We start from the raw sequence: 23,133 nt of genomic DNA on the forward strand, positions 1-23,133 counted from the left end.
GACCATCGCGCAGCGGTGCCGGCGGTGAACGGAGAGGCCGCTCACTCAGTCCCGTCCGGCCCCACTGCTGTGCCCTCCTCGGGGCGGCGTGCCCGCGACCACTCGCTGAGCTCCTGCTCGTGCGCTCGGTTGTAAGGCAGGAGGAGCAGCGGGACCAGACCCACCAGGGCGAAGAGGATCGGCACCCCGGCGGTGGCGAGCCGGATCGCCTCCTGGGTCTGCGGGGTCTGCACCTCGGCGGTGATGTCGTAGCCGCCGGCGGTGAGGATCGCCATGTACAGCACCATCTGCACCCCGGCGATCGGCGCGGTCAGCAGCGCCCGGACCGAGGCGATCGAGCCCGCCTTGCGCACCCCGGTGAGGCGCTCGTTGTCGTCGATCAGCGCAGCATCCAGTGCGGTGGTGGCGGTGGAGACCGTGTACCTGCCGCTCATGATCAGCAGATAGCACAGCAGCACGTTCCACCAGGTGTCGGCCCAGAGCAGCAGGAGCGTGAAACCGCCGAGATAGGGCAGCGCGGCGACCCACAACGCGGTGCGCGAGCCCAGGCGCTTGATGCCGCGCGCGATCAGTGGCAGCAGCACCAGCACGGCGAGCATCGAGCCGGTGTCCGCGAGGGTGGCCTGGGTGCCGGTGGAGCGCACGACATGATCCATGAAGTACAGGAACGCGGTGAAGTAGATCCCCATCGGTGCCATGAACAGCATGCCGTGGAAGAACAGCGCCCAGAACGCCCGCATCCGCACCACGGAGCGCAGGTCCCCCAGCAGGCGGGAGGCGGTCACCGGCGCGGCGCCGCCATCACCCTGCTCGTAGAGCTCCGGCGGGTCGCGCAGGGCCCAGGCCGCGAACGCGTAGACGGCGCCGTTGACCAGCACCACGCCCATCAGCATCACGTTCAGCGTGATCCGTTCGGTGATGGCATCACCCACCAGCATCTGGGTGGCGACCACGGTCGCGACCGCGGAGATGACGTTCCCGATCCAGGCCCGGGCGACCTCGACGTCGATCCGGTCCTCGCGGGTGGGGGCGGCGAGGTAGACGTAGCTGGTCGCAGAGATCAGGTACAGCGTCGAGGCGACATCGAACAGGAACAGCTCGACCAGGAACACGGTGAAGATCGCCGCCTGCGACCAGGACGACGGCGTCCACGCCATCAGCACCAGGCCCAGCAGGAGGAAGGGGATCGTCACCCGCATCACCAGCAGGAACTTGCCCTTGCCGGGGCGGTATCGCATCTTGTCCAGCAGTACGCCGAACACCGGATCGTTCAGCACGTTCCAGACGTTGAAGATCAGGTACACCCAGCCCACGTACCGCGGATCCATCCCCACCACATCGGTGTAGAACTTCACGTAGACGTTGTGGATGATCACCGAGGACATCCACGCCGCGGGCAGGGGCGTGGCCAGCAGCAGCCGCCGCTTCAGCGGCATCGCCATCTCAGGAACCCCCGGCTCGTCCCGCACTCGCGATCGGGCGGGCGGTCGAGGCGGTCACCTCAGCTCACCCGCAGCCGGTGCTCGCCGGCCCCGGGGGCCAGCAGCACCGTGGTGTGCTCCCGTCGCAGCTCCTGGCGACGGCCGTCGACGAGGTGCTCGACCTCCCGCTCCGGTGGGATCCAGAACTCGCTCGGCGCGTCGCAGTCCATGCCGGTCCAGGCGGCGCGCCAGCCCCCGCCCGCGGAGCTGCCCGCGCGCAGACCGCGGCCGGCCACGGCGCGGGGCCGTGGCCGACGCAGCCGCGTCGCTGCCTCGGTGGCCGCGAACCCGGGCTCCCAGCACCAGTAGAACCAGCTCCAGGCACGGGCATCGAACATCTCCAGCTGCGCGTCGGCGTGAGCCGTGATGCCCTCGTGCGCCCTGAACGCTCCCCATTCGCCGACGATCACCGGTACGTCCAGGCCCTCGCCGGTCTCCGCGGCGCGCTCGAAGATCGTGGTGACCCGGGTGTCGCTGGCCTGCGGCATCGCCGCGGTGTCCACCACCAGGTCGTAGCCGTGCGGGGAGTACACCCAGGCCCCGTCCTGCAGCGGGGGGATCGTGGCGGGGATGCCGATGTTGCCGAAGTAGTCGTGCTCGCGCAGGATCAGTCCGCGCGGATCCGCCTCCCGGATCGCCCGCACCACCTCGGCGTACAGCGCATGAACGGGGCCCTGCTCGAACTCGGCCAGCATCGGCGCGAGCTGGTCCCCGAGGGCGCGGTGCAGGGAGGTGTCCTCCAGATGGGCGAGCTGGGTGAGCTTGGCGGCGGGGTCGGTGAAATCGGCCATCACCTGCTCCGGGTCCTGGCCGGTGAGCTCGGCGAAGACGTGGATGATCGCCCCGAACAGCTGCGGTGCGGCGGATCCCGGGGTCGGTTCGTTCAGCACGTCGTACCCGATCACCGCCGGATGGCTGCCTAACCGCTCGGCGAGCATTCCCCACATCGCGGCGAAGCGGGTGCGGATCCCGACGCCGTCCGCGGCGGGGGCGTCGGCCCAGAACGCGTCAAAGGACTCGTGCACGGCGGGGGAGGAGAGGTAGGCGTCCGACCACAGCTCGGTGGCCTCGAAGCGCTGTGTCGTCAGGGTCGCCCAGGCCGGTGCGCCGTTGCCGAAGGACTGCGAGAACAGGTCCTGGTGCCCGTCGAGGATCACCGCGAACCCGGCGGCGTGCAGCAGGTCCAGCTGCTGGGCGAGCCAGTCCAGGTGCTCTGGGGAGTAGTCGCCGGGCCGGGGCTCGGTCGCCGACCAGTTCACTCCCAGGCGCACGCTGTCCAGTCCGATGTCCTGCAGCTGGGCGAGGTCCTCGCTGGTCCAGCTGCCCCGGAACGCGGAGGGATCGGTCACGCCGGGACTGCCCTTGGCGACCAGGTTGATGCCGTGCAGGAGGCGTTGGCGGCCGTGCTCGTCGACGAGCGTCGACCCCTCTGTGGAAAGCGACATGGTCCTGTCCCCTCGGCTCGATGAGCTCCGTCCATACTGTGCAGCGCTGCGCAGTGACCCCACGGTAGCCGCTCCCAGGAGGGGGCACGCGGGGATTCGGGGAATGGGTGCGGGCCCGCTCTGGAGAGTGCTCACCAGGCCTTTCGTGGCGAGCGAGGAGACGGGCAACCCGGAGGCCGGTGCCCGGGCTCCTCGAGGCCGTCGGCCCCGCCCCTGCGCGGCGTCTCTCCGAGCCCGTCCTCCGGGGCGGCGCCGCTCAGGGCAGCGGCGGAGGGGCGACGCTGCCGCGCAGGACGACGGCGGTGTGGTCGGCGAGGACGTTCTCCGGGCGCTGTCCGGCGATGACGGAGAGCAAGGTGGTCAGTGCCAGCTCCCCCGCTGCTGGTCGGCGGTGGCGACGGTGGTGAGGCCGGGGGAGAGGTGGGCGGAGAGCGCGTTGTCGTCGTAGCCGGTGAGTGAGAGCTCCTGCGGGACACGGATCCCGTGGCTGCTAGCGAGGGAGAGGCCCGCGATCGCCATCAGGTCGTTCGCGTACAGGATGCCGGTGGGCGGGTGGGGCAGGTCCAGCAGCTGCGCGGTGGCATCACGGCCGGATTCCGCGGTGAAGTCGCCCTCGATCACGAGCGAATCGTCCAGACCCCGCGCACGCATCGCCGCGCTGAAGGCCTCGCGGCGCACCCGGGCGTGGATGAATCGCGGAGGCCCGGCGACGTGCGCGATCCGGGTGTGACCCGCCTCGGCGAAGAGCTCGACGAGCTCTTCGACGGCGGGGGAGTCATCGGAGTAGATCGTGGGCAGCCCTGAGGTCTCCTCGAGGCCTGGGGCGCGAGCGCTGAGCACCACGGCGGGCAGGTCGAGCTCGGCGATCAGGGCGAAGCGGGGATCGCCCACCCGCACGTCCAGCAGGATCACGCCATCGGCCCGGCCCGCTGCCAGTTGCTCGTAGGCGGCGCGCTCCGTCTCCTCGCTGGAGGCGACATGCAGGAGCAGCCCCATGCCGTGCGCGGCGAGCACCCGCTCGCAGCCGGCGATGAACGCCGCGAAGAAGGCGTCGCCGGCGAGGATCTCGGGATCTCGGGCCACCACCAGGCCGATGGCGCCGGCGCGCGGGGACTGCGGCGACCGGGCGTCGCAGCGCGGAGTGGTCTGCGGCATCTCGGCGGCGGTGGCGTTCTGCGGCCGGGTGCTCTCGGCGGCGGCATCCTCAAGGCGGGCGGCGTCGCCGTCGAGGGCCTTGCGGGTGGCGCTCATGCGGGGTCTCCTCGAAGGTGAGGTCATCAGTGGGTCTGCGCTTCCAGGCGCCGTCACGGGTCGGCGCAGGCCACCCTCTCCTGAACCGGTTCGCTGAGTGGTAATGGAACCGGGTCGGCCAGCGGGTGTCAATTCTCGACGGGACGCTCCTGGGGAGCGGACCGGCGTGACGTGTCAGCGGGAGGCGTCGGCAGCGTCCCTGGACCGGGGGACCCGGCGGTGAGATGCTGGCCTCAGCAGCGCGAGCGCGTGCTCGCGCGCCCCGAACAGGAGGGGCTTCGATGGCGGCGGTACCCGACACCATGCAGGCCATGCGGCTGATGGGCCACGGCGGCCTAAACCAGCTCGTCCACACCCGGGAGGCGCGCACTCCCGCCCCGGCACCGGGGGAGGTGCTGATCGACGTCCACGCCTGCGGGATGAACAACACCGACATCTGGGTGCGCGAGGGCGCCTACGGGTCCGAGACCGACCCCTCGGAGGTCTCCAGCTGGCGGCGCGGCCGCTCCACCCTGGAGTTCCCCCGCATCCAGGGAGCGGACATCGTCGGCCGCATCGCCGAGGTCGGAGGCGGGGTGAGCCGGGACCGGATCGGTCAGCGAGTGATGGTCGACTTCAGCCTCTACCACCGCCCCGAGGGCGATGACTCCCTGGCGGACATCGACTACATCGGCCACGGCCGCGACGGCGGCTTCGCCGACTTCGTCACGGTGCCGGCCGCCAACGCCCATCAGATCGCCGCCGAGATCCCCGACGCGGGCCTGGCGACCTTCTGCTGCGCCTATCTCACCGCCGAGCAGATGCTGGACCGCGCCCGCCTCGCCGAGGGGGAGAACATCCTGATCACCGGTGCTTCGGGCGGGGTGGGATCGGCGCTGATCCAGCTCGCGCGGGTGCGCGGCGCGATCCCGTACGCGGTCACCAGCGCCGGCAAGGAGCAGGCGCTGCGGGACATCGGCGCCGAGGACGTCGTGCTGCGCGGCGGCGGCGATCTGGTCGCCGAGGTCGCCCGCACCGCCGACGGGCCGATCGACGTGGTCGCGGACCTCGTGGGCGGAGAGATGTTCAACGATCTGCTGCGGATCCTGCGGCCGGAGGGCCGGTACACGACCGCCGGCGCGATCGGCGGTCCGGTGGTCCAGCTGGACCTGCGCACCATCTACCTCAAGCACCTCGAGCTGCACGGCTCCTCCCAGGGCACCCGCACCGCGTTCCGCCGCCTGGTCGGCTATATCGAGACCGGGCAGATCCGGCCCCTGCTGGAGCGCACCTTCCGCCTCTCGGAGCTGCACGAGGCGCAGCGCACCTTCATGGGGAAGGCTTTTATCGGCAAGCTGGTGGTGGTCCCGGACCGCCACTGGGAGAGCATCGGAGCTCCCCATGCGCCGTGAACGCAGCATCACCCTGATCGATGCCCAGTCCGGCGGGGACGTGAGCCGCGTGGTCACCGCCGGCATCCGGGAACTGCCCGGCGCGAGCGTGCTCGAGCAGGCCCGCTGGCTGCAGCGCGAGGGGGACGGGCTGCGACGCCTGCTGCTCTCGGAGCCCTACGGCGACCCGGCGATGTCGGTGGACCTGATCGTCCCGCCCAGCCATCCCCAGGCCCAGGCCGGCTACATCATCATGGAGGCGATGGGCTACCCCCTGTACTCCGGCTCCAACACGCTCTGCGTCGCCACCGCCCTGCTGGAGAGCGGGATCATCGAGATGAGCGGCGGTGAGCAGCGGATCGTGCTGGAGTCCCCGGCGGGGCTGGCCCGCATCACCGCGACCACGGCCGACGGGCGGGTCGAGCAGGTCACCACCCAGGGCGAGCCGGCCTACGTCGCCGAGCGCGGCCTGCGGGTCGAGGTGCCCGAGCACGGACCGGTGCTGTTCGACCTGGTGTGGAGCGGTGCGTACTACGCGATGATCCGCGCGGCGGAGCACGGCTTCGAGCTCACGGCCGACGAGCAGATCGCGCTGGCCGCCTTCGGGGACGCCTTCGTGCGCACGGCCCGGCCCGGGCTGCGGCAGGAGCATCCCTCGCTGGGGGACGTGGGCCCGCTGCCGTTCGTCCACTTCATGGGAGGCCTGCGCCCCCGGGAGGACGGCAGCATCGAATCCCGCTCGGCGACCTATGTGCATCCGGGCGTGATCTGCCGCAGCCCGACGGGCACCGGCACCTCTGCCCGGCTGGCGCTGCTGGCCGGTGACGGCGAGCTGGGGCCCGGCGACACCCTGGAGACGATCTCGCCGCGCGGCAACCGCTTCGTCGGCACCGTGCTCGGGCCGAGCACTGTGGGCGACTACCCGGCCTGGGACTCGACCATCACCGGCACCGCCCGGCTGATGGCCCGCTCGAAGCTCACCGTGGACCTGGACGACCCACTGGTGGACGCCTCCGACCTCGAAGGGGTGCTGAGCGGCTGACGGCCACTGAGATGGGCCGAGGGCACACGGGACTGCAACTCGCCGCGCTCGTCCGTCCGACCCCAACACTAGAGTCGTTGCCGTTCCGCGATGAAGATGTCGGCCGAGAACGAGAGAGGGAAACCATGGGGACGAGGCGCCATGAAGGAGCAGCGACAGCGTGGGGCAGGACGATCCCTGGCAGGAGGGCCACGAGATACGGGATCATCAGACTTCCGTGGTGGACAGGGCCGACATATCTGCCGGAGCACGGTGCCGATCGCTGTCTCCCCGATATCCCTTCGTCGATGACGGCACGAGAACTCGTGAAGGCTGGATACGTGGAGTGCGTGTTCGAGGGCTGTGGACCGTACAACCACGTCCGCGGCGGAGCGAACCAGCATGCCACCTTCGTCCATGACGAGGGGAAGAGCTTCCAGGGGCACGCGGAGCGTCCTGAGACGGCTGATCATCTGCACTCCAAGGCCGCTCTGTTGGCCTGGGCACGGTCGGCCTATCCTGATGATGTGGTCCATTTCGATCTGGACACGGCGAACATCGCGATGCTCGCCGAAGGCGGAAAGCCGAGAGAGCAGCGACCGGACGCGTGGATCGCGCTCTCGTCCGGCGCCCAGATCGCCATCGAGTTCCAGCACTCGGTCGGCGATTTCGAGCGCGTCCGCGAGAAGACAAGACGGTACGAGCAGCAAGGCATCACCGTGTGGTGGGTCTTCTCCGGGAGATCCCCAGCCACGTGCAGGAATGTGCAGCACGCCAAGTTCTCGACCAAGTATGGCGAGCTGACTGCTGATCTGTCGCCCGCTCAGGTCACATTGGTCGGCCAAGCAGCACGGTTCTTCTGGTTCGACGTCGAACGCCGCCGCATCGCGACACCCATGGTGCCCACGAGGAGATCGTTCCGGCGCCTACCCGAAGAAGAATGGTCACAGGAGACGCAGGAGCCGATCACGACCAGGACCTACTGGGGCCCGCCGCTCAAGGGCTACTCGAGGTGGGCACGGATGTACGAGCACGACCTCGAGCAATGCCGGGTGGATCTCAAGACCGGCCGACTTGTCACGCCGGGGACGCAAGTATGGGATCGCGATCTCGAACGTGCCGAGGACGAGATCGCCACCCTACGACAGGCGGCGCATCAGCGGTATCTCGACTCTTGCGTGGAGAGCGAGGCCGAGGAGCTGTCGGTCTCCAGCGGGTGGATGAACGGTGGCCCGTCGGCGATCTCTTCGCAGTCCGAGAGTGCCGTGCGGGATGATGATCTGTCTGCGCCCGCCGCGCCATCTCCGTCGCCCGACAGCTCGGCACCGGTGCCTACGGGACCGGGCGAGGAGGCGACTGATCCGATCGCGGGAAACGCTCGAGCCCACGATGCCGAGCAGGGGGCCGAGTGGGGAGACCCGCCCGCGAGCCGCCGGGCCGTCTCGGGAGATCCTGTCCCACCACCCCATGATGATAGGCCGAGCTGGTGGCGCCGCGCCTGGCAATGGCTCGTCTCCTGACTGCCCGCTCGAGCTGAGGGCGATTACGGATCGAAGGGGAGGTCGAGTTGACTGATCTGCGGGCAACAGCCCGGTGATCGAGCAGTACCCGTCAGGGGGCGGTGCTATGATCGAACCATCACGATCAGCCCGTTGCCACATGGCGCGGGCTGATTTTCTGTGTGAAGGAGTCTCATGGTGGAGTACACGAAGGCGTGGCTTCCTCTGGAGAAGCAGGTCGAGCGGCTCGTTGCACGGGGGCTCGAGATCGATGATGAGGGTCGTGCTGTCGATCTCCTCCGATCTGTCGGGTACTACCGACTCACCGGCTACCTGTACCCGTTTCTTCGCTCGGAGGAGCGGGTCGAGGACGGCCGCACACGGAGGCGTGTGCTCAGCAGCTACCTGCCAGGAACCGCGCTCCACCACGCGGAGTGCATCATCGATTTCGACCGACGATTGCGCATGCTGGTCATGGAAGGAGCTGAACGCCTCGAAGTCGCTCTACGGATGAGGACCGGATACGTCCTCGGGGAGGCGTCGGCCTTCGCCCACGAGGACCCTGCGTGCTTCACCGAGGCGTTCACGGCCCCGCGTACGGACAGCCGAGATCCCCGTGCCAGTCCGCATGTGCTGTGGTTGCAGCGCGTCAAGGAGGTGCGGGACAAATCTGATGAACTGTTCGTAGAGCACTTCCGGGAGAAGTATGACGGGCGAATGCCGATCTGGGCGCTCACCGAGCTGCTTGAGATGGGCCAGCTCTCCCGCGTGTACCGAGGGATGCTCCAACCGGATGCGGAGAAGATCGCTTCTGCGTTCGGCGCGCCGACGAAGAAGATCATGACCAGTTGGCTGGCCAGTCTGAACTACGTGCGGAACGTGGCTGCTCATCACGCCAGACTCTTCAACCGGAAACTCCAGAACGCACCGTCACGCCCGGCCGTGGGGAAGGTTCCGCTCCTCGATCATCTCAGCGCCCCCGATTCGCCCAAGAGAGACTTCGGCACCTACAACGCTCTGGCCGTGATCGCCTACCTGCTGATGCACGTCGACACCGATTCTTCGTGGGCGCATAGTCTGGTGGAGTTGCTGCACGACTTCCCGACTTCACATGCGCTTTCGGTCAGATCGATCGGAGCGCCCGACGGATGGGAAGGGCTGCCGCTCTGGCAGATGTGAGTGGCCCCAGCTCCGCATCCGCTGTAACCCCAGCGACTACGTCTTGCGACGACTGGACACCCGGTTCGCCGCTCGACAGAAAGACGCGTGGGCTCACCGAGAAGCTCCTCGGGTTCGGGCCCTGCAGTCGAGCGGGACCACCGCTGAGCGGACCGTGGTGCCGGGGCGCCGGAGCCCGGCCCGCTCACCCTTTCGTCGCGCCGGCGGTGAGCCCGGAGACGATGTACTTCTGGCCGATCACGGCGATCACCACGATCGGGAGGGTCATCACGACGGTCGCCGCCATGATCGCGCCCCAGTCGATGCTCGCGTAGGAAACGAAGTCGAAAACGGCCACCGGCAGCGTCTTGGTGTTCGCGCCGGAGAGCACCAGGGCGAACATGAAGTTGTTCCAGGAGAAGATGAACGACAGGATTCCCGCCGTTGCGATCCCCGGGACCGACAGCGGCAGCAGGATGCGCAGGAACGCCCCGATCGGGGTGAGCCCGTCCACCAGTGCGGCCTCCTCCAGCTCGAGCGGCATCGAGTCGAAGAACGACATCATGATGTACACGCTGATCGGGATGAGGACGAACATGTGCGACAGGATCAGCACCCCGTAGCCGCCTACCAGGCCCAGGTTCGCGAACACGTAGTACCAGGGCACGAGCAGGCTGATGCCGGGGATGATGCGGGCCAGCAGCACCGTCAGGGCGGACTTCTGCATGTTGAAGCGGCTCATCGCGAATGCCGCTGGAACGCCGAGCAGCAGGGACAGCCCCGTGGCCCACAGCGCCACCCAGAAGCTGTTGAACACGAACTGTCCGTAGTTCGCGTTGCCGAAGACGTTCGTGTAGTTCGACAGCACCGGGTCGAAGATGAAGCTCTTGGAGGTGTCGTTGATGTCGACGTTCGTCTTGAACGAGGCCATCACCATCCAGGCCAGCGGCAGCACGAAGACCAGGATGACCAGGACGATCAGGATGCCGCGCACGACGGGGTAGACCTTGGTGCGCGCCGGCTTCTTCCGCGGCGCCAGCGGGGCGCGAGACCGGGTGGGCAGGGTGGTGGTCATAGCTTCGCCCCTCTCCGACGGAACGTCAGGAACCACATGATCACCAGGATCAGCAGGAAGAAGATGATCAGCGCTGCGGAGGCGAGTCCGTAGTCGTTGTATTTGAAGGTGCGGTCGTAGACGAAGATGTTCAACGTCTCGGCCTCGTGGAAGGAACCGCCGCCCTGCCCCTTGGTCACGTACAGCAGGTCGAAGGTCTTCAGAGCGTCGATCGCTCGCAGCAGCACCGCCACCAGCACGACGGGCTTCAGCAGGGGCAGGGTGATCGACCAGAAGCGCTGCCAGGCGTTCGCCCCATCGATCCGGGCGGCCTCCTCGACATCCTCCGAGATGGTGGTCAGCCCGGCCAGCAGGATCAGGGCGACCATCGGTGTGAATTCCCAGACGTCGACGAGGACCAGCGTGGGCAGGGTCGTGGTCGGATCCGAGAGCCAGGGCTGGGCAGGGATCCCGAACCAGCTCAGGAATCGATTGGCGAAGCCGATGTTCGGCTCGAAGATCAGCCGCCACATCATGGCGACAGCGACCGGCGTGGCGACGAAGGGCAGCAGGATGGCCGTCCGCGCCCATCGCTGGCCGCGGAACGGTCGCCACAGCAGCAGCGCGATCATCATGCCGAGGGCGAGCTCGAGCGCGAGCGCCCCGGCGGTGAAGGCCCCGGTGCGCAGCACCGCCGGCCAGAACCGGTTGAGATCACTGAGGATGCTGAGATAGTTCTCGATCCCGACGAAGCCCTTGGGACTGCGGACGGACCCCTTGGCGTCGGTGAGGCTCAGATAGAGGGTCCAACCGATCGGGAAGGCGATCAGCAGTGCGGTGAAGATCATCGCCGGAGCGGCGAAGAGCCATTTCCGGTGGGCGTTGAGCCATTGGGAGAAGCGCTCCCGTGTGCCGGGAGCGCCCTGGACAGTTGTGGCCATGCTGTGCCTCACCCGCTTGACGTGCACTGGCAGGTGCGGAAGCGTCCCAGGAGGGGGCGCCTCCGCACCTGCGACGGACGTATGTTGGTTCCTTCGTCGAGCCCGATTACTTCTCGCCGTCCAGGAGCTCCTGGAACTGCGCGTTCGCGTCGTCGGCGGCGGCATCGGAGTCCCCGCCGCTGATCCCCGCGACGATGGGGCCGCCCACGATCTCGCGGGCCTGGGCCACCCCGTTCACGCGCGGTCGGTCGTAGCCCACTCCGTTCTCGGCGTTCTTCGCGATAGCTTCAGCGAGCTCCTCGGGGTAGCTCTCGGTGCCGGCGGGGTCGTCCCAGACGGAGGTGCGGGCGCTGGGCACACCCTCCTTCTGGATCTCGAGCGTCATCTCGGGGCTGGTGGCCCACTGGATGAACTTCCAGGCGTTGTCCTGGTTGGGGGACTCGCCGTTGATGGCCAGAGCCCAGGCGGCGACGTTGTAGGGCTTGGAGCCGTCGGGACCGGCAGGGAAGGGGGTGAAGCCGACCTGATCGGCGATCTTGGACTTCTCCGGGTCGTAGACGTTCTGGTACAGGCTCGAGGCGTCGATCCAGAAACCGGCGTTGCCCTGGGCGAAGATCGCCGAGGCCTCGGGCCAGCTCATGTCGGTGCTCATCTGATCGGGCCCGTAGCTGTGCAGGAGGTTGCCGTAGAAGGCGTAGGCCTCCTTGGCCTCGGCACTGGCGATGGCGGAGTTGCCGCTGTCATCGATCCAGGTGCCGCCGAAGCTGTAGAGGAAGCCCGAGAACTGGGTGACCGCGGCGGAGGCCTGGCTGCGCATCACGATGCCTGCCGTGCCGGAGTTGTCCTCCTTGATCGTCTTGGCCGCGTTCTCCAGCTCCTCCATCGTGGTGGGCACGTCGAGACCGGAGGCCTTCAGGAGGTCCTTGCGGAAGTAGACCATCTCGCTCTCGGTGATGATCGGGACGCCGACGGTCTGGTCCTCATAGGTGGTCAGCTCGACGGGGCCCTTCTGGAAGTCGTCCCAGTTCCAGTCCCCGGCATCGCCGACCTTGTCGGAGATGTCCAGCAGATACCCGCTCTGCCCGAACAGCTTGCCGACCTGCAGGGGCCGGTACATCATCACGTCGATGTCTTTGGATCCCGCGTTGAGCTTGACCTTGTAGTTGTCGACCAGCTGATCCTCGCTCAGCTGGGTCACCGTCACGGTGATGCCCGTATCGTCCTCGAACTCCGAGATCTTCTTCGTGATGAGGTCGGTCCAGACATGGTTCGCCAGGGTGACGTTCAGCGTGGTCGAGTCGCCGCCGCCACCACCGCCGCCCCCGCAGGCGCTCAGAGCGCCCGCGCCCGCCACTGCGGCACTCGCCGCAATGAACGACCTTCGTGTGCCCGTCCACTTCGCCTGCGTCATCGGGGGCTCCTCTTCGTGCGACCGAACCTGCTCTGGTGATGGCTGCTCTCACGGTATACCCGATGTGACATATCCCTCTCTTTGGTGATGGGATCGTGATGCCGGCCTTGCCCGCGGCACTGCCGAGCCCGATCGCGGGGCCGTCATGGCCGCCGGCGTCCCATCGCGAGCCGCGCGAGGTCCGCGGTCGCCGAAGGTGCCTCGGGAGCGTCGGAATGGTCAGCCGATCCTGTATGGTCAGTGCATGCTGACCAGTGCCTCACGTCTCGACGTCATGAACCGGCTGGGCCGCGCGATGGCGGATCCCACCCGCTCCCGCATCCTGCTGTCCCTGCTCGAGAAGCCCGGCTACCCGGCCGTGCTCGCCACTGAGCTGGAGCTGACCCGCACGAACGTCTCGAACCATCTGGCGTGCCTGCGCGGCTGCGGGATCGTCGTCACCGTCCCGGAGGGTCGGCGCACCCGCTACGAGATTGCCGACGCGCACCTCACCACGGCACTCGGCGCCCTGGTGCAGACGGTGCTGGCGGTGGATGACGGGCTCCCCTGCACCGATGAGCACTGCACGGTCCCGCTGTGCTGCACCGCTCCGGCCGACATCGCGGAGGCAGTCCGATGAGCGACGAGTGCTGCGGCCCGGTGAAGACGGCCCCGCCGCCCGTCCCGGAGCCCACGGATTCCTGCTGCGACGCCGCTGCCCCTGCCGCCCCCGGCGAGGCGCTCGAGCTCGAGGACCGCACGCCCTGGTGGCGGGACCGCTCCCTGGCGCTGCCCCTCGCCGCCGGTGCGCTGTGGGTGGCCGGCCTGCTGCTGGCCTGGGCCGGCCTGGACCTCGCCGGGCTCGTCGTGCACGCCCTGGCGCTCGCCGCCGGTGCCTGGACCTTCGTGCCCGGCACCCTGACCCGCCTGGTGCAGGGCCGTGGCCTCACCCGGCTCGGTGTCGGGCTGCTGATGACCCTCGCAGCGCTGGGCGCGGTGCTGCTGGGTCACGTCGGGGAGGCGGCGGCCCTCGCCTTCCTGTTCTCCCTCGCCGAAGCGCTCGAGGACCGTTCGATGGACCGCGCGAAACAGGGGCTGCGCTCCCTGCTCGCGCTGATCCCCGAGACCGCCCGCATCTCCCGTCCCACCGGCCCCGAGATCGTCCCCGCCGCCGAGCTCCGCACCGGGGATCTGCTGCTGATCGGCGCCGGCGATCAGGTCGCCACCGACGGCGTGATCGTCGAAGGCCGCTCCTGGCTCGACACCTCGGCGATTACCGGCGAGTCGATCCCGGTCGAGGTGGGGCCGGGCGACGAGGTGCACGCCGGCTCCCTGAACGGCGCCGGCTCGCTGTCCCTGCGCGCCACCGCCGACGGCCGCGTTAACTCTCTGACCCAGATCGTGCGCCTGGTCGACCAGGCGCACGCCGCCAAGGGGGAGCGGGCGCGGCTCGCCGACCGGATCGCCCGGCCGCTGGTGCCCGTCGTGCTGGTGGTCTCGGCGCTGGTCGCGCTCGTCGGCCTGGTCACCGGTGAGCCCGCCACCTGGATCGAGCGGGCGCTGGTGGTGCTGGTCGCCGCCTCGCCCTGCGCGATGGCGATCGCAGTGCCGGTCACGGTGATCTCCTCGATCGGCGCGGCCAGCAGATACGGGGTGGTGATCAAGTCCGGGGCCGCCTTCGAGCAGCTCGGCACGATCCGGACCGTCGCCCTGGACAAGACCGGCACCCTCACCCGCAACGAGCCGCAGGTGGTGGAGGTCGCGACCGCCGAGGGCCGTCGCCGCGAGGAGATCCTCGCGCTCGCCGCCGCCCTGGAATCCAGCAGCTCCCACCCGCTGGCCGGTGCCGTCCTCGTCGCGGCCGACGCCACCGGGGAGGGTGCTGCGCAGGCCGCGGAGGTCCAGGAATCCCCGGGCCGCGGCGTCACCGGCCAGGTCGCCGGACGCGCGATCCGGGTGGGCAGTCCGCGCTGGATCGACCCGGGCGCGCTCACCACCCGCACCGAGGAGATGGCCGCCCGCGGGATGAGCCTCGTCGTCGTCGAGGAGGACGGCCGCGTGATCGGCGCGCTCGGGGTGCGCGATGAGCTGCGCCCCGAAGCGGCCGAGACGGTCGCCGCCCTGCATGCCCAGGGGATCCGCACCGTGATGCTCACCGGCGACCACGCCCTCACCGCCCGCGCGATCGCCGAGGAGGCAGGGATCGACGAGGTCCACGCCGAGCAGCTGCCGGCCGACAAGGCCGCCCACGTCCGCCGGCTCGCCGCCCAGGCGCCGACGGCGATGGTCGGCGACGGGATCAACGACGCCCCGGCCCTCGCCTCGGCGACCGTGGGGATCGCGATCGGTGTCACCGGCACGGCCGCCGCCGTGGAATCGGCCGATGTCGTCTTCACCGGCACCGAGCTGCAGCAGCTCCCCGGTGCGCTCGCCCACGCCCGCCGCGGCCGCCGGATCATGACCGGGAACATCGCCCTCGCGCTTGCGATCATCGTGGTGCTCTTCCCCCTGGCACTCCTCGGGGTGCTGGGCCTGGCCGCCGTGGTGCTGCTCCACGAGGCGGCCGAGGTGGTCGTCATCGCCAACGGCATGCGTGCGGCACGGGCCGGGGGCGGGGAGCGTGGCCGGCGTGAGGCCGGCGCCCGATCCGGGGACGCACAGCGGAGCGAGGTGCCCGTCGGGTAAGAGCTCGTGTGCTCACGGCATCGCGCGACCCATCGTCCCGTCCTCCGACGTCTTCGTGATCTCGGTGGTATTGCCGGTACTGTGCTGACCAGCCGGCCGCAGCAGCCCGGCACCCACGCGCTGCACTCCCGATCACGCGCGGGGGTTCTCGACCTGAGGAACGCACCATGGACCAGATCACCGTCGCCGGCCACCCCGACCCGATTCCCACCTCCCCCGTCGCCGCCGCGCTCCTTCGGCAGCGGCTCGAGGCCGCGCGCGAGACCCGCGGCGCCGCAGCCGCCGACAACCTGGAGCACCTGGTCGGCGTCCGGATCGGTGAGCTTCTCGAGGAGGGCATGCACAGCATCGATCTGGCGACCATGCGCTCCCTCGTCGATTTCGTGGAGACCCCGGCGGAGGAGGAGGACACCTCCAACCTCGGCCGCATGGTGCAGGGGATCCGCGACAAGGCCGCCCAGCGCGGCAAGCGCATGATGAGCTGAGCCCGCCCGGCGCCTCCTGGTCGAACAGATCCGAATACGCCACTGCCTCCGAGGCGCGGGGTCCGCCTCAGCATGCGGGCCGCCCCCACCTGGTGTCTCAGCTGCCGATGTCCTCCGGTCTCAGGATGCGGATCTCCTCGGTCGTCGCCTCCGGCAGCTCGACGACCCGCAGCGCCTGACGGCTCAGCGCAGCCTCGAAGGCGTTCCGTACGGCCCGACCGTTGCCGAAGCCGTTCGGGCGAGGGGTCGGCATGAGGGCCCGCACGGCGTCCTCGGTGCCCTCGGCGAGCTCGAGGCCTGCGCCGATGGCGATGCTGCGGAAGATCTCCACGAGCTGGTCGTCGTCATAGTCCGGGAAATCGAGGGTCGTGGGGAATCGGGAGGCGAGGCCGGGATTGGAATCGAGGAACTCCGCCATCAGGTGGCTGTAGCCGGCCACGATCACCACGAGATCCTGGCGATGATCTTCCATCAGCTTCAGCAGGGTATCGATCGCCTCCTTGCCGAAATCGGCCCCTCCTGAGGAGCCTTGGGCCAGCGTGTACGCCTCGTCGATGAACAGCACACCGCCGAGAGCCTCATGAACCTTGTCCATGGTCCTCGGGGCGGTGTGGCCCACGTACTGACCCACGAGATCCGCGCGGGAGACCTCCACCAGGTGACCGTGGTCCAGGATGCCGGCGCTCTGGTAGATGCGGGCAAGGATTCGCGCCACCGTCGTCTTCGCCGTGCCCGGGTTGCCGACGAACACCAGGTGCCGGGAGGGCTCCTGCACCTGCAGTCCCGCCCGACGGCGCAGCTCGCCGGCCTTGAGCTCGGCGGAGAGCATCCGCACCCGATGCTTGACGGGCTCGAGACCGGTGAGCTCCTCGAGCTCGGCGACGGGGTCACGGTCGCCCTGCTGGTGCTCGGCCGGCCCGCGCCGCTGTTTGCGGGGGAGGTCCTCGGCGATGAGGGTGCGGATCTCCTCATCGCTCGCGGTCTCGGGGTTGATGCGCACCGCCTGATGCCCGAGGGACGCCTCCAGCAGGTTGCGGACCCACCGCCCGTTGCCGAATCCCTCTGGTCGGGGCGAAGGGATCATCTCTGCGAATCGAGCGACGAAGTCCTCGGAGACGACCATGCCCATGTCGTCAGCGGATGCAGCAAGGATCTGCAGCAGCTCGGAATCCGAGTAGTCCGGGAAGTCGATGGTGAGCGGGAACCGGGAGGCCAGGCCGCTGTTCGCCCGCAGGAAGTCGTTCATCTCCTTGCGATACCCGGCAGCGATCACGACGAAGCGATCACGGTGGTCCTCCATGAGCTTCAGGAGGGTCGCGACCGCTTCCTTGCCGAAATCGTTGCCGGAGTCCTTCGGCGTCAGGGAGTACGCCTCGTCGATGAACAGCACGCCTCCGAAGGCCTCCTCGACCTTCGCCTTCACGAGTTGGGCGGTGCCGCCGATGTGCTCGGCCACCAGGTCATCGCGGGAGACCTCCACCAGATGGCCGGACTCGAGCACTCCGAGGTCGCGATAGATGCGGGAGATCAGGCGCGCGACAGTCGTCTTGGCGGTGCCGGGGCCTCCGAGGAACAGGGCGTGGCGGGTGGGGCTGCCCACGCGCACACCGGCGGCGCGCCGCCGCTCGGTCCAGCGGAGCTCGGCGACCAGTGCCTCGACCTGCTGCTTCACAGAGGAGAGGCCGATCAGTCGGGCGAGCTCGTCGTGGGGATCGCCGGTCTCCGGGCGCGCGTCGGCCGCATCGCCGTACGTTCCTCCGGCCAGGGCGGATCGCACCTGATCGAGGTCGGGGACCATCGGGAAGCTGCCTTCGGGCGCCCCCAGGGCACGTACCTGCCACCGGAAGGACGCCCCGACCCACCGGCGCAGCTCACCGGTCCGGCCGTCGGCGAGCAGGGAATCCACGAAACGCGTGACCCGATCACGGACCTCCTCCGCATCGGCGGGCGCCTCGTCGGCCTGCAGCCGGGCCTGCACGGTCTCTCCGACGAGGTCGATCACCTCGGCGGTGAGCGCGGACTGCTCATCGTCGGTGTTGAAGAAGGCGGCCAGCATCAGCAGGTCTTCCGGATCCGGTGCGTCCGGGGCGAGCTCTCCGAGGCGCTGGAGCTCGGCGTGCGCGCTGCGCAGAACCGTTTCGGGCCCCTGAAGATCGGGGAAAGCGATGGCCTCATCGGCGGTGACCGCATCACGCAGCACGCGATCGAGATCATCGGTGTCCTCCGCGGCGTCGAGGGCCTCGCGCAGGGTGTCATCGGTGTGGACTCGGCGCAGCACCGCGATCGTCGCGGAGAGCCGTCTCTGCAGCGGGGCGATGAAGGGCACCTGCTCCAGAGCGTCGGCGAGTGCCCGGGCGCGCAACGATGCCGAGGAGAGACCGTCGGAGCAGGTGATCGCGGATGTGAGCGGGGAGTGCTCCGTGGGCCACGTCGCCGAGTAGACCCCCTCGATGACTCCGTCGTCGTCCGGGGAGCGGAACGGTGCGAGCCAGTGCTGCGAGAAGTTCTCGGCGTCGACGATCGTCAGCCCACCGAGCTTGTGCAGCAGCAACACGGTGCTCTGGATGAAGGGGACCACGTCCTCGCGCAGAGTCACGTTGCGGAGGAAGGCGAATGCCGCAGGATGCCGGGCGAGGCCCCACATGCGGCGCTGGTACTCCTCGAGCCATCCCTCCGGGACCTCCCAGGGGTCGGAGACCCCGAAGAAGTCGACCCGCGGCCCGGGACCGGTTTCTCTACGTGCCTGCTGTCTCGCTTGCTGAGGGGTCATCGGTAGCTCCAGCCGCTCGCCAGCACTGAGCAGCGCGAGTCGAAGTCGGCGCTGTCCACACGCAGCGAAGGTCTGTCGGGTTCGTCGAACAGCGCGAGGCGCACCTGCTCGATGTCATCGCCGAGGGCGTCGAGGCCTGATCGGACGGAACCGGCGGGGAAGGTCCCCTGACGTGGCTCGCCCGCCGTGTCGACCTTCAGCATCCCGATCATGCCGGTGGCTGACCGGATCAGCACCCGGCCGGGGACGAAAGCGATGGTGACGTCCTCGGCGGGCGGGACCTCGGCGATCAGTGCGGTGAGCTCGCTCGTAGGGAGCATGCACCTGACCAGGTTGGGTCCCTCGATGAGCCGGAAGGGTGGTGAGCCGATCGGGTCACGCAGGAGCCGCAGGCGGTGACGGCCCGTGCTGTCGGCGAGGGAGAGCGTCGCCGTCCACTCCTCGTCGGCGCCGAGCGAGAGCTGCATGCTCCCGGCCGCGCCGGACAAGGCCTCGAGCTGATCGGTGCTGCTCAGCGCGTTCAGCGCGGGGCCGTCACCGATCGGGGACCATGCCACGGAGCGAGAGACGGCGATCCCGTGGACCTTCCCGCTGACCAGGAGGTGCTGCGTGCCGTTCCGAGCCGCGGCAACAAGGTGCAGGGGGAGCGCCGGCGCCTCCTGGTCCTCGCCGGAATGTTCGAGAAGATGCGCGGCGTGCAGTGCGTTCCCGACCTCGTGCAGCGCGGCACGGAGGTGGCCGGCGTCGACGGCTCCGAAGGGGACGATGTCATCGGCGGGCAGGGCGAGGTCCTTGACGACGATGTCGCTCCACCCCTCGGCCGTGTGCAGGCGATGACTCTCGCCATCGACGTCGACATACCAGTTCAGGCTCACGCGCGACCGCACTCCCAGCAGAAGGTCCACTCCGAGCCGAACGATGCGCCGCATTCCTCGCAGGTACGGGCCGGCGCGGCAGCGACAGCGGTCGCATGCTCCGGTGAGGTGCTCTGCGCGGTGGCCTGCGGTGCCGGTGCCACCGCATCTGCAGATGGGGCTGCGGGTGCCATGGAGGGGGCTGCGGCGGGAACACCGTTCCCGGGGCGGGGACGGCGCATCCCGGGGGCGTTCTTCCATGCCTCTCCGAGGCGCGGGGCAGAACCTGTCTCGTCCTTCACCAGCCAGCGGAAGACGCGCACGATGTGCTCGCTGTCGGCCGCGGTCGGTTCGAAGGCCGGCTCGGCAGAGAGCTCGGCGAGGGTCTCGTCGAGGTTCTCCGCCCGGATCTCTCCCGGCCAGCTCACCTCGGAATCGATGGTGCCGATCCCGTTGTCCGTCGGCATGAAGACGACCCGCGCCTTGACCTGGTGGCCCACTCCGAGTGCGCGGAACTTCTTCTGGACGCGATCGGCAGCGAGCTCCATGTTCCGGCTCATCGAACGGGCCTTCCCGATGTATCCCCCGGTGGGGTTGTCGATCAGGCGCAGGGAGTCGTCCTCCTGGATCCAGGTGACGTCGCCCTGCGTGTAGTTCTTCATGTCCAGCAGGAAGATCGAGCTGCCGGTGACGACGACGCAGTCGATGTCGGAGCTGTACGTGGTGCTCGCCCCGACGGTCTCGTCGGGCATGTGGACGGACCAGAATGTCGCGAAGCGGCTGAGCTGGTCGGTGTGCTGCAGTGCGCGTGCGAAGTTCAGCTCACCATCCTGCCCCTTCGTGATCTGGTCGGCACCGAATCCGGAACCGCTGAGACCGGCCCCGGGGGTCCCGAACAGATCGGGAAGCGTGGGGACCTCGACGGCGGCGAGCGCCGAGGGCTCCAGGCCCGTGAGGCGACCGGGGGCGGTGGGCTGCAGCTGACTGTTGGTCTCTCGCCGCATCTTGCGGTCGTACTCGATCTCCTGCAGACGGGCCTTCTCGATGGAGTCCTGCTCCGCCCGGCGGGCCTCCTCGCGGCGGAGCTCCTCCCTATGGTGGTGCAGCCTCTCCGAATCACGCCGAGCAGCTCCCGGGACGAGCTTGCGCAGGGTGAACCGTGCAGTGATCCCCACCGCCATGACCAAGGGCCACAGGGCATGCATGACCCACCAGGGGACGTAGAGGAACCACCGTTCGACGCCGCCGGAGCTCAGCAGCATCGAGCCGGCCACCCAGAGGACAGCCAAGATGGCGCCGAAGCCGATGACACGTCCCATCCGGGAAGCATGCGTCGCGCCCTTCCCGACCATCTTCCAGGTCAGCAGTACGAAGACCAGGGCCGGGAGGAGGCAGATCAGCCACACCGGAGGCAGGTCGCCCTTCGGCATCACCCACAGCACGGCGATCAGCAGCGTGTACAGGAACAGTCCAGTCCCGATGCGAGCACGGGCCTTCGCCAGACCGGGTGCCCGAACAGCTGTCGGATGAGTGCTGGTCATGGTTGAGAACCCCTTCGTCGTGCGCTGGGACGACCTGCACGACCGTTCCAGACCCCCTGCGCGCCTCCTGACGCCTCTGCGACCACCATCATGCCTTCTTACGAGGACAGGCGGCGACCCGAGCTGCGTTCCGAACTGTGTGGCACGGCAGATGTTCGCCCTCACGAAGGCACGGGCCGAAGTGCCCACTTGCAGTGCTCCCATGAGAGCCCTCACCACTCCCGCCGACCGCACCGCCGGCGTTCCGATTGACTCCCCGCAGGGCCTGGACGCTATCGCGCACGGCTCCCTCGAGCGGCTGCGGGAAGGGGCGAGCGACGTCGGCACCCAGACCCGCCAAGTGCTCGGAGCGCTGCGGGAGCTGCGTGCGGCGACCGTGGGCTGAGTTCTCGGCGGTGTGTGCCACCAGGTCTCTGTCACTGACGAGGTCGTCTCGGCCGCATGGGGGTCGCGAGCTCGCTGACGACCGCTCTCTGGTGGCGACGATGCGGACAGGTGCGGAAGTTCATCCGACGACACAGGGGTATTGCTTATGTCCCCCATAAGTTAACGTTCCGGGCATGATACTCACCGGATTGTTCCTCGGCGCCGTGCTCGGCTATGTCCTGCAGCGCTCCCGGTTCTGCGTCACCGGCGCGTTCCGGGATCTGTACATGGCCCGCTCGGCGCGCTACTTCGTCCCTTTCCTCCTCGCCATCGCGATCCAGGCCATCGGCGTCGCGGCGCTGACCGGCATGGGCGTGATCGCCCCGGAGCCGGCCAGTTTCGCGCCGTTGGCCGTGATCGGCGGCGGGCTGCTCTTCGGCGTCGGCATCATCATGGCCGGTGGCTGCGCGACCGGCACCTACTATCGCGCCGGTGAGGGGCTGATCGGCTCATGGGTGGCGCTGGTCTTCTACGCCCTGTTCGCCGCGGTCATGAAGTACGGCCCGCTGGGCGTTTTCACCGAGGCCGCTCGCGCCCGCACCACTGCCGACGCGACCCTCCAGGAGACCCTCGGCGTGAGCGTCTGGGTACCCACGATCCTCTTCTCCGCACTTGTCGCCGTGCTCGTGGTGCGCCAGGTGCGCAGGAGCGCCGCCCGACAGGCCGGCCGCAAGAGCGTGCGCCTGCCCGCCCGGCGCACCGGTCTCGGCCACTACCTCGCCGACATCCCCTGGAACCCCTGGGTGGGCGGCGTACTGCTGGGGATCCTCGCGATTGCCGCCTGGGTGCTCTCCACCGCCGCCGGCCGCAATGGCGGCCTGGGCATCACCACGCCCTCGGCCAAGATCGTCACCTTCCTCACCACCGGGGATGTGACCCTCGTGGACTGGTCCGTGATGCTCGTGCTCGGCATCCTGGTCGGCTCCTTCATCGCCGCGAAGCTCACCGGTGAGTTCCGCTGGCGGGTGCCGGATGTCAACACCATCCTGCGCAGCGCCGGAGGCGGCGTCGCCATGGGTGTGGGTGCCGCGCTCGCCGGCGGCTGCACCATCGGCAACTCCCTGGTGGAGACCAGTCTGTTCAGCTACCAGGGCTGGGTCTCCTTCGTCGCGATCATGCTCGGCACCTGGGGAGCCGCCTGGTTCTTCCTGGTGCGCCCGCAGAAGGCCGCCGCTGACAGCCGGCAGTCCCCCGTGCTCACCCCCGCCGCCTGATCTCACCGCCTGACCGGGCCTCCTGGCCCGTCCCTCCCGATCGACGACCTGCCCCACCGAAAGGACCCTCGTGCCTGCCTTCACCCTCCAGACCAACGGCGCCGTCTGCCCCTTCCCGCTGATCGACGCGAAGAACGCCATGCAGCAGCTGAACTCGGGTGATGACCTCATCATCGGCTTCGACTGCACCCAGGCCACCGATTCCCTGCCCCAGTGGGCGGCGGAGGACGGCCACGAAGTGGTCGCCTTCGACCGGGTGGGCGAAGCGGGGTGGACGATCACGGTGCGCAAGGGCGCATGAGCGCCGACCTCCTGAGCGGCTCCCGGCCCGGACCCCCACACGGGTCCGGGCCGTCGTGCGTCCGATTGTCAGGTTCTGATCCAGTTCCGTCCCCGGTCTGGATCGGAACCTGACGATCGGCGTCGGCGCCGCGGGCCCAGCCGTCGTCCCCAGCGGCTGAAACTTGCGACATGCGCGAAATGGCGTTCGGTATGACTTGCGATGATCGCAAGATCGGCGTACTGTCCGACAGCGGACCACGATGCGA

19 protein-coding genes are annotated in these 23,133 nt (G+C 69.0%); 10 read left to right on the forward strand and 9 right to left on the reverse strand.

The window, feature by feature from the left end; genetic code table 11:
• Positions 1-41: 41 nt before the first annotated feature.
• From CFK39_RS10325 to CFK39_RS10335, 3 genes are all read right to left on the reverse strand, one after another.
• Positions 42-1,442 carry an MFS transporter gene (locus CFK39_RS10325; RefSeq protein WP_089065383.1) on the reverse strand — a complete coding sequence of 467 codons (1,401 nt, stop codon included), beginning with the start codon at positions 1,440-1,442 and terminating at the stop codon, positions 42-44.
• A 59-nt stretch (positions 1,443-1,501) separates the two neighbouring features.
• Positions 1,502-2,926, reverse strand: a complete 1,425-nt coding sequence (locus tag CFK39_RS10330) for a glycoside hydrolase family 5 protein (RefSeq protein WP_089065384.1) — start codon at positions 2,924-2,926, stop codon at positions 1,502-1,504.
• A gap of 360 nt (positions 2,927-3,286) precedes the next feature.
• A complete protein-coding gene (locus tag CFK39_RS10335) occupies positions 3,287-4,177 on the reverse strand; it encodes a LacI family DNA-binding transcriptional regulator (RefSeq protein ID WP_157697134.1) in 891 nt (296 codons plus the stop codon).
• 281 nt (positions 4,178-4,458) lie between these two features.
• On the opposite strand from CFK39_RS10335, the gene CFK39_RS10340 reads away from it, so the two are divergent.
• The 4 genes from CFK39_RS10340 (at position 4,459) to CFK39_RS10355 (ending at position 9,246) form a co-directional block, all read left to right on the forward strand.
• Positions 4,459-5,568 (forward strand): alcohol dehydrogenase family protein, encoded by a 1,110-nt coding sequence (locus CFK39_RS10340; RefSeq protein WP_157697135.1) that lies wholly within the window; start codon positions 4,459-4,461, stop codon positions 5,566-5,568.
• Positions 5,558-6,589: a proline racemase family protein gene (locus CFK39_RS10345; protein ID WP_089065386.1), complete on the forward strand. Its 1,032-nt coding sequence runs from the start codon at positions 5,558-5,560 to the stop codon at positions 6,587-6,589. Before CFK39_RS10340 ends, CFK39_RS10345 begins: the two co-directional genes overlap by 11 nt.
• Positions 6,590-7,062: 473 nt before the next feature.
• The gene (locus CFK39_RS10350) at positions 7,063-8,088 is read left to right on the forward strand and encodes a competence protein CoiA family protein (RefSeq protein WP_476727190.1); all 1,026 of its coding nucleotides are present in this window, start codon (positions 7,063-7,065) and stop codon (positions 8,086-8,088) included.
• 174 nt (positions 8,089-8,262) lie between these two features.
• Positions 8,263-9,246, forward strand: a complete 984-nt coding sequence (locus CFK39_RS10355; RefSeq protein ID WP_172805659.1) for an Abi family protein — start codon at positions 8,263-8,265, stop codon at positions 9,244-9,246.
• Between the two features lie 184 nt (positions 9,247-9,430).
• On the opposite strand, the gene CFK39_RS10360 is transcribed toward CFK39_RS10355, so the two are convergent.
• The 3 genes from CFK39_RS10360 to CFK39_RS10370 all read right to left on the reverse strand — a co-directional run bounded on the left by CFK39_RS10360 (position 9,431) and on the right by CFK39_RS10370 (position 12,631).
• Positions 9,431-10,300 carry a carbohydrate ABC transporter permease gene (locus tag CFK39_RS10360; protein ID WP_089065388.1) on the reverse strand — a complete coding sequence of 290 codons (870 nt, stop codon included), beginning with the start codon at positions 10,298-10,300 and terminating at the stop codon, positions 9,431-9,433.
• A complete protein-coding gene (locus CFK39_RS10365; protein WP_245822475.1) occupies positions 10,297-11,220 on the reverse strand; it encodes a carbohydrate ABC transporter permease in 924 nt (307 codons plus the stop codon). The genes CFK39_RS10360 and CFK39_RS10365 overlap by 4 nt, the downstream gene beginning before the upstream one ends.
• A 106-nt stretch (positions 11,221-11,326) precedes the next feature.
• Positions 11,327-12,631 carry an ABC transporter substrate-binding protein gene (locus CFK39_RS10370; RefSeq protein ID WP_089065389.1) on the reverse strand — a complete coding sequence of 435 codons (1,305 nt, stop codon included), beginning with the start codon at positions 12,629-12,631 and terminating at the stop codon, positions 11,327-11,329.
• A 244-nt stretch (positions 12,632-12,875) separates the two neighbouring features.
• Here CFK39_RS10370 and cmtR point away from each other — a divergent pair, with 244 nt between their 5' ends.
• From cmtR to CFK39_RS10385, 3 genes are all read left to right on the forward strand, one after another.
• Positions 12,876-13,250: a Cd(II)/Pb(II)-sensing metalloregulatory transcriptional regulator CmtR gene (gene cmtR / locus CFK39_RS10375; protein WP_089065390.1), complete on the forward strand. Its 375-nt coding sequence runs from the start codon at positions 12,876-12,878 to the stop codon at positions 13,248-13,250.
• Entirely contained in the window at positions 13,247-15,295 is a 2,049-nt protein-coding gene (locus CFK39_RS10380; protein WP_089065391.1) for a heavy metal translocating P-type ATPase, read from the forward strand. Before cmtR ends, CFK39_RS10380 begins: the two co-directional genes overlap by 4 nt.
• 167 nt (positions 15,296-15,462) lie before the next feature.
• Positions 15,463-15,780, forward strand: a complete 318-nt coding sequence (locus CFK39_RS10385) for a hypothetical protein (protein WP_089065392.1) — start codon at positions 15,463-15,465, stop codon at positions 15,778-15,780.
• Positions 15,781-15,877: 97 nt separating this feature from the next.
• Here the strand turns inward: CFK39_RS10385 and CFK39_RS10390 are convergent, their stop codons facing one another.
• Genes CFK39_RS10390 through CFK39_RS16480 form a run of 3 tightly spaced genes read right to left on the reverse strand, consistent with a single transcriptional unit; the run spans position 15,878 to position 20,945 of the window.
• A complete protein-coding gene (locus CFK39_RS10390) occupies positions 15,878-18,550 on the reverse strand; it encodes an AAA family ATPase (RefSeq protein ID WP_089065393.1) in 2,673 nt (890 codons plus the stop codon).
• On the reverse strand, positions 18,547-19,425 hold the full coding sequence (locus CFK39_RS10395; protein WP_157697137.1) for a hypothetical protein: 879 nt from the start codon (positions 19,423-19,425) through the stop codon (positions 18,547-18,549). Before CFK39_RS10395 ends, CFK39_RS10390 begins: the two co-directional genes overlap by 4 nt.
• Positions 19,422-20,945: a nuclease-related domain-containing protein gene (locus CFK39_RS16480; RefSeq protein ID WP_177348999.1), complete on the reverse strand. Its 1,524-nt coding sequence runs from the start codon at positions 20,943-20,945 to the stop codon at positions 19,422-19,424. The genes CFK39_RS10395 and CFK39_RS16480 overlap by 4 nt, the downstream gene beginning before the upstream one ends.
• 202 nt (positions 20,946-21,147) lie before the next feature.
• On the opposite strand from CFK39_RS16480, the gene CFK39_RS16485 reads away from it, so the two are divergent.
• From CFK39_RS16485 to CFK39_RS10410, 3 genes are all read left to right on the forward strand, one after another.
• The gene (locus CFK39_RS16485; protein WP_177349001.1) at positions 21,148-21,330 is read left to right on the forward strand and encodes a hypothetical protein; all 183 of its coding nucleotides are present in this window, start codon (positions 21,148-21,150) and stop codon (positions 21,328-21,330) included.
• Positions 21,331-21,505: 175 nt separating this feature from the next.
• The gene (locus tag CFK39_RS10405; RefSeq protein WP_089065396.1) at positions 21,506-22,585 is read left to right on the forward strand and encodes a YeeE/YedE family protein; all 1,080 of its coding nucleotides are present in this window, start codon (positions 21,506-21,508) and stop codon (positions 22,583-22,585) included.
• A gap of 70 nt (positions 22,586-22,655) precedes the next feature.
• Positions 22,656-22,886 carry a sulfurtransferase TusA family protein gene (locus CFK39_RS10410; protein ID WP_089065397.1) on the forward strand — a complete coding sequence of 77 codons (231 nt, stop codon included), beginning with the start codon at positions 22,656-22,658 and terminating at the stop codon, positions 22,884-22,886.
• The last annotated feature ends 247 nt before the right edge of the window (positions 22,887-23,133 follow it).

Origin of the sequence: Brachybacterium avium (genome assembly GCF_002216795.1) — a bacterium.
GTDB classification, from domain to species: domain Bacteria; phylum Actinomycetota; class Actinomycetes; order Actinomycetales; family Dermabacteraceae; genus Brachybacterium; species Brachybacterium avium.